Raw genomic sequence first — 14,427 nt, 5'->3', positions numbered from 1 at the left:
GCGGCGCCTCAGCGGGGGCAGCGCTGCGCTGCTTGGGAGGCTACACGCTGCCCCCGCTGCCACGAGGCGTGTCGCACTTCGGCTTGAAACCGCAGACGCGTTTGGCGCCGTATTCGGCCGCGCGGGTGCCGCAACATGCGCTAAAATAGCAGCGCAGGTGCGCCTTTTGCGTCCGTCATACGCACCGCCAGGATGCGTCCGTCGCGCGAATAGCGCACCCGGTCGACCGCAACCTGCCGCTCGCCCGAAAACGGCGCCGGACCGCGCGGGTTTTCCCAGCGGTGATAGACGATCAGCCATTCGCCGGCCGGTGTCCGTACGAAGCTGTGGTGCCCCGGCCCCTTGTGCCGGCGGTCGCTGGTGAGGATCGCGCCGCGATAGCGCCATGGACCGGTCGGCGACGAAGCGGTCGCATAATGGACCGAATAGTCGGCGGCGTTGAAGCGGCCGTGGCTGTAGGACAGATAATAGGTGCCGTCGCGTTCGTGCATGAACGCACCCTCGGTGAAGTGCGGCGGCGTGGCGACCGGCACCTCGCGCGCGAGCCCGACCATGTCGGGCGTCAGCTGCCACACGCGCAGCCGGGCCCCGGCGCTGCCGCCGGCGTAGAGATAGGCCGTGTCCGTGCGCGGGTCGATGAAGACCATCGGGTCGATCGCCTCGAACCCCTGCCCGCCGGTCACCAGCGGCCGGCCGCTGTCACGATACGGTCCCTCGGGACGGTCGGCGACCGCGACGCCGATCCGGCTGGGCGTCGGGTTCTGCGGCCCGACCGAATAATAGAGATACCATTTGCCGCCACGTGTCGCGACGCCGGGCGCCCAGAGGAAATGCTCGGGCGCGCCGTCCGCGCCGATCCAGGGGATCTGGTCGCGCCGGATCAGCTCGCCGCGCGGCCGCCACGTCTTCAGGTCGCGCGAGGAGAAGGCGCCGAAGCGGTCGGCGGACCAGCTGCCCGACGGCCCGCCGGTCGGGAACACCCACATTTCGCCATCGATCATCATCGCATGCGGGTCGGCACCCTGAAACTGCGGATTGTCGGCCAGCGCCGGAACCGCCGCGGCGACGAGCGACACAGCGACGGCGAGCGAGCGGAACGAGATCATGGTCGGCGACCCTCCGGAACGAACAGCGCGAGATAATCGGATAATTTCGTGCGCCGTCGACATATGCAAGTGGATCGCCGCCCGTAAAGCGTTCATAAATCGGCGAAACGATCAGGGAGGATGCGATGAAGAAGCGGCTTTGGACGGTGCTGGCGCTCGCTACGGCCATGACCGCGCTGCCCGCCGACGCGCGCGAACGGTGGAGCGAGGCGCAGGCGAAGAGCTGGTACCGCGCGCAAGCTTGGCTGGTCGGCGCCAATTACGCGCCGGCGTCCGCCATCAACCAGCTGGAGATGTGGCAGGCGGAGACCTGGGACCCGCAGGCGATCGACCGCGAGCTCGGCTGGGCGCAAGGCATCGGCATGAACACGATGCGCGTCTTCCTGCACGACCAGCTATGGCAGCAGGACGCGCCCGGTTTCCAGCGGCGCATCGACGAGTTCCTGACCATCGCCGCGCGGCATCGCATCAAGCCGCTGTTCGTGCTGTTCGACAGCGTGTGGGACCCCGACCCGAAGCTGGGCCCGCAGCATCCGCCCATTCCGGGCGTCCACAATTCCGGTTGGGTGCAAGGCCCCGGCCTGCCCGGCCTGCGCGACAAGCGCCGCTATCCGGCCTACAAAGCCTATGTACAGGGCGTGATCGGCGCGTTTCGCAACGATCCGCGCGTCCTTGGCTGGGACGTGTGGAACGAGCCCGACAACGGCGCCGACCAGTACAAGGGCCAGGAGGGCAAGGAGCCGCTGGTCCGTGCACTGCTGGCGCAGGTCTTCACCTGGGCGCGCGACGCCGACCCGTCGCAGCCGCTGACCTCCGGCGTGTGGCAGCATGACGACTGGACCCCGACCGGCGGCAAGCTGACCCCGATGGAGACGCTGCAACTGCGGCAGTCGGACGTCATCTCCTTCCACGATTACAGCTGGCCGGAGACGTTCGAGGCGCGGGTCAAGCAGCTGCTGCCGTACAACCGCCCGATCCTGTGCACCGAATATATGGCGCGCGGCAACGGATCCACCTTCGACGGTTCGCTGCCGATCGGCAAGCGATACGATGTGGCGATGATCAACTGGGGGTTCGTCGACGGCAAGACGCAGACGCGACTGCCGTGGGACAGCTGGAAGAAGCCGTACGTCCTGGAAGAGCCGACGATCTGGTTCCACGAGGTATTCCGCGGCGACGGCACGCCCTATCGCGCCGCCGAGACCGACCTGATCCGCCGGATGAGCGCCGCACCGCGCGGCGTCGTGCCGGCGGCGCGTTAAGCATGTTCCTCGCGATGGTTCGGCGTAACCCGCCGTGCCGTAACGAAAACGCCGCGTTCCTAACTTACCCACGGGGACTCGTTAGGTAAAAATAGATAGTTGGCGGGCATGGACCTGTCATGGCGCGCTTGATCGTCCGGCTGCGAGACCTCCGGCACTCCGACCATCGCATCACTGCGCAGGTCCGGGCGGTGTTGATCGACTCGCTGTATGCATCGCCGCAGTCGCTGGTGATCGGCGCGGTGACCAGCACGACCATCGCCGGCGTGGTGGCCTGGGCGGCGAACGACCTGTGGCTGGCGGCGTGCGCGGTCCTGATCGGGGTGATCGGCGCGCTGCGGATCGGCGACGCGCTGCGCCCGTTGCCGCGCGACGCCGAGGCTCCCGTGTCGGTGCGGCGGCACGAACTGGAATATCGGCTGGGCGCGCTTGCCTATTCCGGGCTGCTCGGGCTGTTCGGTTTCCTGACCCTGACGCGGACCGACGACGGGACGTTGCAGCTGCTCGCGGTGACCACCTCGATCGGTTATGCCGCGGGCATCGCGGGGCGCAACGCGGGCCGGCCGCTGATCGCGCTGGGGCAATTGTGCTGTGCCTCGCTGCCGTTGGTCGTCGGGCTGCTGATCGCGTTCGAGCCGCTCAAGCTGGTGCTGGCCGTCGTCATCGCCTTGTTCGTGGTGGCGATGATGGACATCACGCTCCAGACCTATGGCGCGATCCTGAAGGCGACGATCGTCAGCAACGAGAATGCGGCACTGGCCGCGCATCACGCCGCGATGGCGCGCCGCGACGACCTGACCGGCCTGTCGAACCGCACCGCGTTCCGCGAGCAGTTCGAGGACCGGTTGCGCGCCCTGCCCGGCAGCGGCGGCAAGATGGCGCTGTACTGGCTCGATCTCGACCGCTTCAAGGAGGTGAACGACACCTTCGGGCATCTCGCGGGCAATGCGCTGCTGGCGGCGGTCGCCGCGCGGCTGCACCGGCGGTTCGGCGCCGACAGCGTGGTGGCACGGCTGGGTGGCGACGAGTTCGCGATCCTCCACGCCGTCGGAGACCGGCACGAGGCCGCGGAGATCGGTACCGCGATCCTGGAACTGGTGCGTGCGCCGGTGGCGCACGACGGCCATTCGCTGCGCACCGGTGCGTCGGTAGGCGTGGCGATCGCGCCGGAGAACGGGCGGGACGCCGACACGCTGCTGAAGAATGCCGACCTGGCGCTGTACCGCGCCAAGGAAAGCGGCCGTGGGCAATCGTATTTCTACGAACCGGTCATGGACGAGAAGATCGAGCGCCGCCGCCAGCTCGACAGCGAGTTGCAGGGCGCGCTGGAGCGCGGCGAGTTCCACCTGCTCTATCAGCCGATCTACGACCTGGGCGGCACGCGCATCCTGTCCTGCGAGGTCTTGCTGCGCTGGACCAACCGCCATCACGGCGCGGTGTCACCCGCCGAGTTCATCCCGATCGCCGAGGACAACGGCACGATCGATGCGATCGGGCACTGGGTGTTGTACCAGGCGTGCCGCGCGGCGCGCGACTGGCCGGCGGAAATGACGATCGCGGTCAACCTGTCGCCGATCCAGTTGCGGGCCACGCACCTGCCCGCGGTGGTGTTCGACGCGCTGTCCGCCAGCGGGCTGCCGCCCGAGCGGCTGAACCTGGAGGTGACCGAGTCGGTGCTGCTGGAGGATGTCGACGCCTCGCTGGCCGCGCTGGAGGCGCTCAACCGGCTGCGCGTGTGCACGACGCTGGACGATTTCGGTACCGGCTATTCGTCGCTCAGCTATCTGACGCGCTTTCCGTTCCAGACGCTGAAGATCGATCGCTCGTTCGTGACCGATCTCGACCACAGCCCGGCGTCGATCGCGATTGTGCAGACCGTGGTCGACCTGGCCGCCAAGCTGGGGATGCGGACGGTGGCGGAGGGCGTCGAGACGCAGGCGCAGCTCGATCAGCTGCGCCGGACGCGCTGCGACGCGGTCCAGGGCTATCTGCTGGCGCGACCGATGACGCGCGACGCGCTGTCGGCGCTGCTCGCGGGCGGTGTCGGGGGGGGCTGACGCGGACGCGCCGCGCCAGCCCCGTGTTGGCCCGCCGAACCGAAGGGCGCGCGCGGGCGATCAGATCAGCGCGCCGTTTCCTGAGCCCGCCTTGTCAAGCAGGCGGTGCTGCGCGTTGACCAGCCGCCGCATCAGCTTGAGGTCGCCCTCCCCCAGCCGCAGCGCGGCGTCGGCCCACAGGTCGACCACCGCCTCCAGCTCGGCGAGTTCGAGCGGGTTCACCGCGCGCGACGCCTCGTAGATCGCACAATGCGCGCTGTGGCGGCGGCGGTTGGCGCGGATATAATCCTCGACCATCCGCCGCCCCTCGCCCGGCTGTGCGAGCGCATGGACGAGCCCCATGTCGTACAGCTCCTCCGCGGAATAGTTGCGCCCGCTGAGGATCATCTGCTCGGCGCGCGCCGCGCCCAGCCGGCGCGACAGGAAGCAATGCGCCCCCATGCCGGGGAACAGCCCGAACAACGTCTCGGGCAGGCCGAAGTTGGTGCCGCGCTCGGCGACGACGACGTTGAACGACAGCAGCGCCTCAAACCCGCCGCCGAGCGCGTCGCCCTCGACCAGCCCGATCGTGACGATCGAGCGCCCGAGCCCGAGCATGTTGCGGTGGAGGATCCGCACGCAGGCGCGGCCGTAGCCGACCAGCGCGTCGCGGTCGCGCGCGCGGATCAGCTGCGCGAACAGGTCGAGGTCGCCGCCCAGCGAGAAGACGCCGGGGAAGCGCGAGCCGAGCACGAGATAGCGGATCGGCATCGCGCCACTGCCGTGCGCGACGTCGATGTCCTCCTGCCAATGGACGAAGTCGTGAAGCAGCGCCGGGTTGAAGCTGGGCCGGGCGGCAGGGCGCATGTAGGTCCACAGGGTATCGAGCGCGGGATCGAACGTGGCCTCGAGCTGATCGAACGCGAACAGGGTGCGCGCGGGCGAATCCGGGGCGGCCACGATGCTGGGATGGTGGATAGTCATGTCGTTTCCTCAAAGGTTACAGCATGATGCTGCGACCACAGGATAGCGCGGCGACTGCGATGATGCGGCGTCGGCGCGCTGGCGAAGGATCCGGCGGCGTGCCATGGCGACACGCATGGTCCCATCCGTGCACATCCTGGTCGATGCCGACGCCTGTCCGGTGAAGGAGGAGATCTACCGCGTGGCCTATCGGCTGGCGGTGCCGGTGACGATCGTCAGCAACGCGCACCTGCGCGTGCCCGCGCATCCGCTGATCGCGCGGGTGGTGGTGGGCGATGCGTTCGATGCCGCCGACGACTGGATCGCCGCGCGGGTCGACGGCGGCGCGGTGGTGGTCACCGCCGACATCCTGCTCGCGGACCGATGCCTGAAGGCGGGCGCGGCGGCGGTGATCGCGCCCAACGGGCGTGCGTTCACCAGCAGCTCGATCGGCAATGCGGTGGCGGTGCGCGCCATCATGAGCGACCTGCGCGCGGGCGGCGACCGCATCGGCGGGCCACCGCCCTTCGCCAGGGAGGACCGGTCGCGGTTCCTGTCGGCGCTCGACGAAGCGGTCGGGCGCGCGCGGCGTCGCTGACGCGCGACGGAGCCGCGGCGGCGCTGCCTCGTTGAGGGCGGATGACCGATCCAGATCACCCGCTCCGCCTCGGCTTTCCCGTCAAGGTGATGGGCAAGCCCGGGCTGAAGACGCAGGACACGCGGCGCTGGCAGAAGAACCCGCACCTGAAATGCTCGCTGGAGCTGCTCGATCCGGTGCTGGACTATCTCAAATCGGAGCGGCTCGACATGTACCGGCTGTCGTCGGACATCGCGCCCTACGCCACGCACCCGGACATGCCGCAATTCCATTCCATGGTGGCGGACAGCGACGCGGAGTTGCGCGCGTTAGGGGCGAAGGCGCGCGACTACGGCATCCGCTTGTCGTTCCACCCCTCGCAATACGTGCTGCTCAACGCGCCCGACCCGGAGCTGACGAAGAAGAGCATCTGGGACCTGTCGAGCCAGGCCGAGATGCTCGACCGCATGGAGCTGGACGACGAGGCGGTGATGGTGACGCATGTCGGCGGCGTCTACGGCGACCATGAGGCGAGCCGCGCGCGCTGGATCGAGGGATGGGAGCAATGCCCGGAGCACGTGCGCCGGCGGCTGGTGCTGGAGAACGACGACATCCGCTTCTCGGCTGCCGACGCGCTGTGGATCCACGAGCGCACGGGCGTGCGGCTGATCTTCGACTATCAGCATTTCTGGTGCCTGAACCCGGAGCGGCTGGAGATGCGCGACACGCTGGAGCGGTTCCTCGCCACATGGCCGGCGGGCGTGCGGCCGAAGATCCACTTCTCCTCGCCGCGCACCGAGCTGCGCGAGGTCAAGCAGAAGATCACGCCCAAGCAGCGCGCGGCCGCCAAGTCCGGTACCGGTCGCGCGAAGAAGGGCGAGCTGCTGAAGGCGCCGGTCAAGGCGACCGCGCGGGTGAAGACGGTGCTGCGCCCGCCGATCTGGACCGGCCACGCCGACTTCACCAACCCGTTCGAGTTCGCGACCTTCATGCGCATGGCCGAGGGGCTGGCGTTCGACGTGATGCTGGAGGGCAAGTCGAAGGACCTGAGCCTGCTGAGGCTGCGCCCCGACCTGCTGCGCTTCGCCCCCGACGTCGCGGCGCGGTTCGGCATCACCAACGCCGCCGGCTTCGCGGAAGACGAAGCACGGTTGGAGGAAGGCGTCGACGCCGACGACGAGCCCGATGTCGACGAGGGTGAGGCATAGCGGCAACATTTCCTCACCGGAACGCTGGCCGAACCCGCGTGTTAACGTGGATCAGTGCGCCCGCTCCCTTCGGCGCCCGGAGAGCGGACGCGACCATGACAGCCTCGATCACCATCATCGGCATGGGCGCGTGCGGCGTGGCCGCTTTCGCGGAAGCGACGATCCGGCTGGCGGCATCGCCGCAGCCCGGCGTCTCCTTCGACCTGGTCGAGCGTGACGACGACCTGGGTCCGGGGCTGGCGTTCGGCACCGACCAGCCGGGGCATCTGCTCAACACCGAGTCGCGGTTGATGGGCCTGTATGCGCACGAGCCGCGGCACTTTCGCGACTGGCTGAGGGCGCGGCGCGCGCTGGACGAGGACGCGGCGGAATATGCGCCGCGCGCGGAATATGGCGCCTATGTGCGGGAGGTGTTCGCCGAAGCCCGCCGCCGTGCTGAGGATGCGGGGATCACGGTCCGCGTCCACCGCAGCGAGGCGGTGGCGATCGAGGGCGGGCGCGACGACGCCCATGTGCGGCTGACCGACGGCACGACCATCGCCGCCGATTACGTGCTGCTCGCGCTCGGCACGCCCAAGCCGCGCCGCTTCGCGCATCTGGACGGTCGCCCCGGCTATATCGACTTTCCGTGGCCCGCCGCGCGGCTGCGCAACGGCGTCGACCGCGATGCCGAGGTGATCGTGCTCGGCAGCAGCCTGAGCGCGATCGACACGCTCGCGACGCTGCTCGACGAGAAGCATCGCGGGCGCATCCATTTCGTCTCACGCGAGGGCATGTTGCCGCGGGTCGAGATCCCCGCCCCCGAAGCGCCTTTCGAGCGCCGGCACTTCACGCTGTCCGCGATGCACCGCCTGATGCGGGAGCGGGGGCGGCGCTTCTCGATCGTCGATCTGTTCCGGCTGTTCCGGCGCGAGGCCGAGGAAGCGAGCGACACGCCGATCGACTGGCGCGCCGAGGACAGGTTCGGCGGGGACGCGCTGGCCGCGCTCGACATCGATATCGCACGCGCCGAGGCGCATGGCGAGTTGTTCCAGCGCATCCTGACCGCGGCACGGTACGAAGCCTCGGAGATGTGGGACCTGCTTTCGCCACGCGACCGGGCGCGGTTCGGGCGCTGGCTGGCGCCGCATTTCGCGACCGCGCGCTTCACGATGCCGATCGTCAACGCGCGCCGGATCGCCGCCGCCGGTGCGCGCGGGCAGTTGACGGTGCGCGGCGGCGTCGCCTCCACCGAGTGGGACGACGACACCTGCGGGTTCGTCGCGAGCTTCGCGGACGGCGACACGCTCCGCGCCCCGGTGGTCGTCAACGCGACCGGCACCGCGATGCAGTTGGACGACATTCCCGATGCACTGGTCACCGACCTGGTCGCGCGCGGCTGGCTCCACGCGCATCCGTCCGGCGGGATCGAGGCGCATCGCCATAGCGGCGCGGTGATCACGCGCGACCGCGAGGCTCCGCGGCTCTACGCGATCGGGGAGCTGGTCAATGCCGTGCAGCGCGACACCAACGCGGTGTGGTTCAACGTCGCCTGCGCCGAGCGTGCCGTGCAGGACATGCTCGCAAAGGTTGCGGGCACGCGCGCATGACGGATGCGCTGCACGGGCTGGCGACGCAGGTGCTGCCGCTGTTCGGGGTCATCCTGCTCGCCTGGGCGATCGGCGGGCGCGTGCCGAAGGCGCCGAAGCTGATCTCGACAATGCTGGTCTACGGGCTGATCCCGCTGCTGGTCATCGACAAGGTTCTGCGCGCCGAGCCCGCCGAGCTGGCGGTGATCCCGCCGATCATGTTCACGGTCGCGGCGTTGATGGCGTGGCCCGCCTATCGCCTGTCGCGCCATGTCGGCGACCGGTTCGATCCGCCGCTACTGTCGGCCAGCTTCTCTTTCTTCAACATCGCCTTCTTCGGCATGCCGGTCGCCAGCGCGCTGTTCGGCGAGGCGGCAGTATCGACGATCATCTGCGCGTTCGTCGGCACCGCGCTCTATGGCGATACGATCGGCTATTACCTCGTCGCGCGGACCGCCGAGGGGAAGAAGCGTGCGGCGTCGAAGGCGTTGCGCATCCCGTTGTTCTACGCCTTCGTGCTGGCGGTGATCCTGAAGCTGTCGGGGGTCGAGTCGCCCGAGGCGGTTCGGCCGGTCGCCGACACGGTATCGACGGCGGTGTCGGTGCTGGGCATGGCGGTGATCGGCTTCAACCTGTCGGCGGTGCGGGCGAGGACCGTCGACTGGTCGCTGATGGGCGGCATCCTGGCGGTGCGGCAGGCGAGCGCGGTGGCGCTGGTGGCGCTGGGACTCGCGCTGGAGGCGGCGGTGATCCACGTGCTGGGCGTGCAGGAGCGGGTTCTCGTCGGGCTGATCGGGTTGTTCCCGATCGCGGCGAACATCTCGCTGTTCGCCTCGCTGCTGGGGACGCGCGAGAAGGAGGCGGCGACATTGGTCGCGCTGTCGAGCGTGGTCTCGCTGCTGCTGGTCACGGTTGCGGTGGTGGCGTTGGGGCTGACGGGGCTGATCTGACGCGCCGCGCGCGCGATCAGCTGCGGCGGATCAGCGCGCGGGCCAGCCGGCGGTCCTCCAGCGAGTAATAGAGCCAGATACCATCCTCCGCGACGACGACCGAGGCGGCGAAGGCGATGTCGGTCGCGCCACGGTCGTCGGCCGGCGGCGGGACGACCAGCGGCTCGATCCCGCGCGCCACCACGCGCGTGTAATCGGCGTCGAACGCCACCCACCCGATCCGCCAGCGCGCATCGCGGGTCGCGCCGTTGTAGAACATCACCGGGCGCGCCGGATCGTCGGTGAGCAGCGGCCCGGTGGACAGGTGCCAGTCGTCCCAGCTGTCGGTACGCGGCATGAACGGCGTCGGCTGCTCGGTCCATGGCCCCGCCACGTCCGCGCCGATCGCGAGCCCGATCCGCGACGCCTGATCGGCGGCATATTCGTAGAACAGCCGCCAGCGACCGTCGGCGGTGCGATCGACGGTCGCCTCCTTGGTGTTGCCCTCCGACTTGGACGATGCCAGCGCGACGCCGCTCTTTTCCAGCCGATCGAGCGACGGGCCGACGGCATAGGATAGTTCGCCGTGCGAATGGTCGCTCAAGACGCCCGAATAATAGACGACATAATCGTTCGCGCGCCGCACGACGGTGGGGTCCTCCACCCCGCCGGCATCGTGGTCGCCGGGTCCCGGTGCGATCGACGGCGCGTCTAGCATGGTGAAGTGGCGCCCGTCGTCGCTCCATCCGGCCCAGATCACGCCGGTATCGGTGAGCGGCTCGCCGGCACGCACCACCGCGCGCACCATGATGCCCCAGCGGCCATCGGGCTCTCGCCAGACATAAGGGCTCATCAGGTCGCGCGCCGCCAGCGCGTCCGGGCCGGCGAGCGTGACGTCCTCGATCCGCTTGACGTTGAAGTCCAGGTCGAAGGGTGCGTCGGCGACCCGATCCTTGCGGTGCGGATCGCCGGCGTCGCTCCCCTGCCCCATCCCTGCCGCCGTCATGCGCCGACCGCCTGGAGCAGCGACAGCCCGCCGTCGATCACGATCCGCGCGCCGGTGATATAGCGGGCCTTGTCGGAGGCGAGGAAGACCGCGAGATCGGCGACCTCGCCGGGATCGCCGGCGCGCTGCATCGGGATGTTCTGTTCCAGCGAGCGACGATAAGCCGCGTCGGTCTGCGCGCGCGCGTTCATGGGGGTCAGGATCATGCCCGGCTCGATCGCATTGACGCGGATGCCGCGCGCGGCTTCTTCGATCGCGAGCGTCTCGACCAGGTTGGTCAACCCACCCTTGGCCGCGCAATAATCCGCGCCGCCTGCGCGGACGGCATAGGCGTGGATCGAGGAGATGTGCAGGATCGTGGCATCGCCGCTCGCCTGACCGCGCGCGCGGAGGAAGCGGCGCGAGGTCAGGAACGCGCCGGTGAGGTCGGTGTCGAGCAGCCGCCGCCATTGCGACAATTCCATGTCGCGGACCGCCACCCCGGTCATGTTGAGCCCGGCCGAGTTGACCAGAACCTCGGCGACGCCCCATTGCGCCTCGATCGCGGCGAAGGCCTGGTCGACGGCCGCTTCGTCGTCGATCGCGGCCTTGACGGTCAGCGCCTCGCCGCCCGCGTCGCGCACCGCCTGCGCGCTGGCGTCCGCGGCGGCCTCGTCGGAGTGGAACAGCACTGCGACGCGCGCGCCCGTCGCCCCGAAGGCGCGCGCGCACGCCGCACCGATCCCCGATTCCGCTCCGGTCACCACCACGACCCGTTCCGTCACGCCTGCCTCCGCTTTTTTCTCAGTCGCGATAACGACTGCGCGGGCGCTTCGCTCCTCGGCGGCCCGCGGCAGCCCTAGTCCTCGCTCGGCGAGGCGAGGCAGCGGCAGGCGGGGCGCGCCGCCTTGCGTTTCGGCGCGGTCGTGGCGAATTCCGCGGCGTCCATCGCGGCCGAGCGGTCGCGATCGGCGTCGGCGAAGCGCGTCGTGGTCTTGATCGCCCATTCGTCGAAGGACAGGCGGCCGTCGCCATCGGTGTCGAGCCTGGCGAACGCCTTGCGGCGCGGCAGCAGATATTCGTCGCGGGTGATCCGCCCGTCGCGATCCTTGTCGTAGCGGCCGAAGCGCTTCTGCTCGCGGCTGCGCGCCGGGGCTTCGGGGAGCGGGGCGGCGTCGTCGCCCGGCGCCTGCCGGGCAGCGGACGGGGGCGGGCCGGCGGCGGCGACAGGCCCGGCGTCGGGATGCGCCTCGCCGTTGAAGATCAGCCACCCTGCCCCGACCATCGACAGCGCCGCGACACCGCCGACCAGATATCGCCACATCGCTTGCATCCCCCGTGCCTCGCCCGCACGGTGATGATAGACGGATCAGCGCGCGCCGAACAGCGCGGTCCGGCCGGTCAGCATGAACCCGGCGGTGCGTAGCGCCGCCGCGGCCCCGCGCGTGTCGGTCAGCGCGGCATGTGCGACCAGCAGGAAGGGGCGGGCGGCGCGCGGCCACGGTTCGGCGAGCGCCGCACGCCACCGCGCCCGTGCCGCCGCGCCGCGTGCGTCCTGCTGCGACGGAGTAGCGTCGCTCCACCGCGCGGCATCGGCGAGCGACCAGCAGGCGCCCGCTACCGCAATGCCGGGCGCGGTCGCCCCGTGCATGACCGCCAGCGCGTCGAACAACAGGGCGCCGCGCCGGTTAATGATCGCCAGGCGTTCCGGCTCGTCGATCGTCGGGTCGATCAACGCCTCCCAAAGGTCCGACCACTCCGCCAGCCTCGCCCCCGTCACTCCGCACGGGAGGACGTGGCGCTGCAGGTCCTGCAAGATCGGCACCGCCGGTGCGGGTGCGGTATCGAGCGCGGCGAGCGCATCGTGCCACCAGAGCAGCCGCATCTGGCCGATCAGCGGCTCGGTGGTGCTGGCGCGGATCGACGCGAACTGACGATCGAGCGCGAGCAGCGGGCGCCGGCCGTCGTCGCCCGGCCCGGCGAGCAGCGTGAGCGGATCGGTATCGGTGTCGGGTTCGTCTTGGGTGCTTGGAGGCGTCATCCCCATGGCCTTGAACCTCTAGTGAGCGCGGCGGCACAGGATGAACGCGAGCGCTATCAGGTCGGGCTCGAGCGACGGGCTGAAGCTCGGCCCGAACGATCCAACCGGTTGCGGCGGCACGGACCCGACCGAAACGGTCGAGGCGATGCATTGCAAGATCACCGCGCGTGGCGATGGTTCGGGACGGGCGCTCACGGCGATCGTCTCCGACCTGCAACTTATGACGGGGTCCAACTGAGTCTCGCCATCGCGGCAAGGGCTGTTCGATCCGGTGGTGACGACCGCGGCGATCGTTGGATCGCCGCGGCCGCCATGCGCGGTTACGCGCGCGGCACGATCTTCTTGACCGTCGCCACGATCTTGTCGCTGGAGATCAGCGCCAGCTTCTCGAGGTTGGCGGCATAGGGCAGCGGCACGTCCTCGTTCGTGACGCGCAGCACCGGCGCGTCGAGATCGTCGAAGCCGTCCTCCATCGCGATCGCGGCGATCTCCGACGCGATCGAGCAGGTCGGCCAGCCCTCCTCGACCACCACCAGCCGGTTGGTCTTGGCCAGCGACTTGAGCACCGTCTGCTTGTCGAGCGGGCGCAGCGTGCGCAGGTCGACGACCTCCGCCTCGATCCCCTCGCCCGCCAGCGTCTCGGCGGCTTCAAGCGCGAGGCCGACGCCGATCGAATAGCTGACGATCGTCACGTCCCTGCCCTCGCGCATGATCCGCGCCTTGCCGATCGGCAGGACCCAGTCGTCGAGCTTCGGGATTTCGAACGAGCGACCGTAGAGCAGCTCGTTCTCGAGGAAGACCACCGGGTCCTGGCTGCGGATCGCGGCCTTGAGCAGACCCTTGGCATCGGCCGCGTCATACGGCGCGATCACGATCAGGCCGGGGACCGAGGCGTACCACGGACCGTAGTTCTGCGAGTGCTGCGCGCCGACGCGGCTGGCGGCGCCGTTCGGCCCGCGGAACACGATCGGGCAGCGCATCTGGCCGCCCGACATGTAGTTGGTCTTCGCGGCCGAGTTGATGATGTGGTCGATCGCCTGCATCGCGAAGTTGAAGGTCATGAACTCGACGATCGGCTTCAGCCCGCCCATCGCCGCGCCGGTGCCGACGCCGGCGAAACCGTATTCGGTGATCGGCGTGTCGATGACGCGACGGTCGCCGAACTCGTCCAGCAGCCCCTGGGTCACCTTGTAGGCGCCCTGATATTGCGCGACTTCCTCGCCCATCACGAACACGCGCTCGTCGGCGCGCATTTCCTCGGCCATCGCGTCGCGCAGCGCTTCGCGGACGGTGACCTTCACCATCTCGGTGCCCGCCGGGATCGCGGGATCGGTGACCTCGGCCTTGTGGCTCGCGGCCTCGAACAGCTGGCGGGCGCCGGTGTCGACCTTTTCCTGCGCCGGGTGCGCCGAATCCTCGACCTGGTCGGGCTTCTTCTCGTCGGCCTGCGCGTCCGGCTGCGCGGTGTCGTCCTTCGTCGCGGGCGCGGCGGTATCGCCGGCGTCCTCGCCCTCACCCGCCAGCTGCATGATGACCGTGCCGACCTTCACGCCGTCCGTACCCTCGGCAACGAGGATCTTCGACACGGTGCCCTCGTCGACCGCCTCGAACTCCATCGTCGCCTTGTCGGTCTCGATCTCGGCCATGATGTCGCCGGACTTCACCGTGTCGCCTTCCTTGACGAGCCACTTGGCGAGCGTGCCCTCCTCCATGGTGGGCGACAGCGCCGGCATCTTGATGTCGATCGCCATC

General features: G+C 69.5%; 14 protein-coding genes. 7 read left to right on the top strand and 7 right to left on the bottom strand.

Going from position 1 to position 14,427, the window contains the following annotated elements; all coding sequences use genetic code 11:
• Nucleotides 1–140: 140 nt before the first annotated feature.
• Nucleotides 141–1,106, bottom strand: coding sequence for a family 43 glycosylhydrolase (locus J2Y58_RS16635; protein ID WP_310105496.1), 966 nt, complete (start codon nt 1,104–1,106; stop codon nt 141–143).
• Nucleotides 1,107–1,231: 125 nt separating this feature from the next.
• Here J2Y58_RS16635 and J2Y58_RS16630 point away from each other — a divergent pair, with 125 nt between their 5' ends.
• Together J2Y58_RS16630 and J2Y58_RS16625 are read left to right on the top strand one after the other, a co-directional pair.
• Entirely contained in the window at nt 1,232–2,368 is a 1,137-nt protein-coding gene (locus J2Y58_RS16630; RefSeq protein ID WP_310105493.1) for a cellulase family glycosylhydrolase, read from the top strand.
• A gap of 119 nt (nt 2,369–2,487) precedes the next feature.
• Complete coding sequence (locus tag J2Y58_RS16625) at nt 2,488–4,425, top strand: EAL domain-containing protein (protein ID WP_310105490.1); 1,938 nt, start codon at nt 2,488–2,490, stop codon at nt 4,423–4,425.
• 60 nt (nt 4,426–4,485) lie between these two features.
• Here J2Y58_RS16625 and J2Y58_RS16620 read toward each other — a convergent pair whose 3' ends face one another.
• Nucleotides 4,486–5,388, bottom strand: coding sequence for a crotonase/enoyl-CoA hydratase family protein (locus tag J2Y58_RS16620; protein ID WP_310105487.1), 903 nt, complete (start codon nt 5,386–5,388; stop codon nt 4,486–4,488).
• Between the two features lie 115 nt (nt 5,389–5,503).
• Between J2Y58_RS16620 and J2Y58_RS16615 the strand changes: the two genes are divergently transcribed.
• The 4 genes from J2Y58_RS16615 (at nt 5,504) to J2Y58_RS16600 (ending at nt 9,670) form a co-directional block, all read left to right on the top strand.
• Nucleotides 5,504–5,965 (top strand): YaiI/YqxD family protein, encoded by a 462-nt coding sequence (locus J2Y58_RS16615; RefSeq protein WP_310105485.1) that lies wholly within the window; start codon nt 5,504–5,506, stop codon nt 5,963–5,965.
• Between the two features lie 41 nt (nt 5,966–6,006).
• Nucleotides 6,007–7,152: a UV DNA damage repair endonuclease UvsE gene (gene uvsE / locus J2Y58_RS16610; RefSeq protein ID WP_310105482.1), complete on the top strand. Its 1,146-nt coding sequence runs from the start codon at nt 6,007–6,009 to the stop codon at nt 7,150–7,152.
• A 95-nt stretch (nt 7,153–7,247) separates the two neighbouring features.
• Entirely contained in the window at nt 7,248–8,741 is a 1,494-nt protein-coding gene (locus J2Y58_RS16605) for an FAD/NAD(P)-binding protein (RefSeq protein WP_310105479.1), read from the top strand.
• Nucleotides 8,738–9,670 (top strand): AEC family transporter, encoded by a 933-nt coding sequence (locus tag J2Y58_RS16600; RefSeq protein ID WP_310105476.1) that lies wholly within the window; start codon nt 8,738–8,740, stop codon nt 9,668–9,670. Before J2Y58_RS16605 ends, J2Y58_RS16600 begins: the two co-directional genes overlap by 4 nt.
• A gap of 16 nt (nt 9,671–9,686) precedes the next feature.
• Here J2Y58_RS16600 and J2Y58_RS16595 read toward each other — a convergent pair whose 3' ends face one another.
• From J2Y58_RS16595 to J2Y58_RS16580, 4 genes are all read right to left on the bottom strand, one after another.
• Nucleotides 9,687–10,655 (bottom strand): glycosidase, encoded by a 969-nt coding sequence (locus J2Y58_RS16595; RefSeq protein WP_310105473.1) that lies wholly within the window; start codon nt 10,653–10,655, stop codon nt 9,687–9,689.
• Nucleotides 10,652–11,419, bottom strand: coding sequence for an SDR family oxidoreductase (locus J2Y58_RS16590; RefSeq protein ID WP_310105471.1), 768 nt, complete (start codon nt 11,417–11,419; stop codon nt 10,652–10,654). Before J2Y58_RS16590 ends, J2Y58_RS16595 begins: the two co-directional genes overlap by 4 nt.
• A 74-nt stretch (nt 11,420–11,493) precedes the next feature.
• Complete coding sequence (locus tag J2Y58_RS16585) at nt 11,494–11,958, bottom strand: EF-hand domain-containing protein (RefSeq protein WP_310105468.1); 465 nt, start codon at nt 11,956–11,958, stop codon at nt 11,494–11,496.
• Between the two features lie 45 nt (nt 11,959–12,003).
• Nucleotides 12,004–12,675, bottom strand: a complete 672-nt coding sequence (locus tag J2Y58_RS16580; protein WP_310105466.1) for a hypothetical protein — start codon at nt 12,673–12,675, stop codon at nt 12,004–12,006.
• 40 nt (nt 12,676–12,715) lie between these two features.
• On the opposite strand from J2Y58_RS16580, the gene J2Y58_RS16575 reads away from it, so the two are divergent.
• Complete coding sequence (locus J2Y58_RS16575; protein WP_310105463.1) at nt 12,716–12,913, top strand: hypothetical protein; 198 nt, start codon at nt 12,716–12,718, stop codon at nt 12,911–12,913.
• Nucleotides 12,914–12,995: 82 nt separating this feature from the next.
• Here the strand turns inward: J2Y58_RS16575 and J2Y58_RS16570 are convergent, their stop codons facing one another.
• On the bottom strand, nt 12,996–14,426 hold the full coding sequence (locus J2Y58_RS16570; RefSeq protein WP_310105460.1) for a pyruvate dehydrogenase complex E1 component subunit beta: 1,431 nt from the start codon (nt 14,424–14,426) through the stop codon (nt 12,996–12,998).
• Nucleotide 14,427 lies beyond the last annotated feature (1 nt).

The organism is Sphingomonas sp. BE138, from assembly GCF_031456125.1.
Taxonomy (GTDB): domain Bacteria; phylum Pseudomonadota; class Alphaproteobacteria; order Sphingomonadales; family Sphingomonadaceae; genus Sphingomonas.
Note: the sequence above shows the minus strand (reverse complement) of the source record. Positions and strands in the feature narration are given on the sequence as shown.